This is a genomic window from Pseudomonas typographi (genome assembly GCF_014694385.1).
Taxonomy (GTDB): Bacteria; Pseudomonadota; Gammaproteobacteria; order Pseudomonadales; family Pseudomonadaceae; genus Aquipseudomonas; species Aquipseudomonas typographi.
In genome coordinates this window covers 1-722 of the sequence record NZ_JAAOCA010000120.1, presented here as the reverse complement: position 1 = coordinate 722, position 722 = coordinate 1, and the positions used below count along the sequence as shown (strand labels likewise).

The 722-nt window shown below is 67.2% G+C and carries 1 protein-coding gene; it reads right to left on the bottom strand.

The window, feature by feature from the left end:
- Positions 1-722 (bottom strand): dTDP-4-dehydrorhamnose reductase (gene rfbD, locus HAQ05_RS27965; RefSeq protein ID WP_190427649.1); only part of this gene is annotated, 722 nt, incomplete at both ends.

Sequence of the window (722 nt, the reverse complement as noted above, 5' to 3'; positions counted from 1 at the left end):
CGCAGGCACTGCAACAGGCCCTCTCCCCAGGCCGGTTGTGCCACACCCCATTCGCGGGCCAGCTTCGAGCAGTCGAGCCGGGAGTTCAGCGGGCGCTGCGCGGGCGTGGGGTATTCGCTCGAGGGTATCGGTGTGAGCGTGGCGCAAGGCTTGCCGGCTTCACGCAACTGGGCGCCAATCGCCTCGGCAAAACCGAACCAGGAGGTTTCACCCGCGGCGGTAAGGTGGTACAGGCCCCAGGCGCCTGGCTGGCCCTTTTGCCAACGTTCGACCAGTTGGCGGGTGCTGGCGGCGATGGTACCGGCCCAGGTGGGCGCGCCGATTTGGTCGGCCACCACCCGCAACGCGGGCTTTTCTTGCAGCAGCCGTTGCATGGTCAACAAAAAATTGCGCCCATGCAGTGAGTACACCCAACTGGTACGCAGAATCAGGTGGTGTTCGCAGGCCTGGGCCACGGCCTGTTCGCCGGCCAGCTTGCTCTGCCCGTACACCCCCAGCGGCGCGGTAGGGTCCGCCTCTACATAGGGGCCCGGCTTGCTGCCGTCGAATACGTAGTCGGTGGAGTAGTGCACCAGCGGCACGCCCAGCTCGGCGGCTTGCTCGGCGAGGATGCCGGGGGCGGTGGCATTGATCGCCCAGGCGGTGTCGCGGTCGTTCTCGGCTTGGTCTACCGCAGTATACGCGGCCGGGTTGATGATCAGGCCCGGGCGCTCACGGGCCAG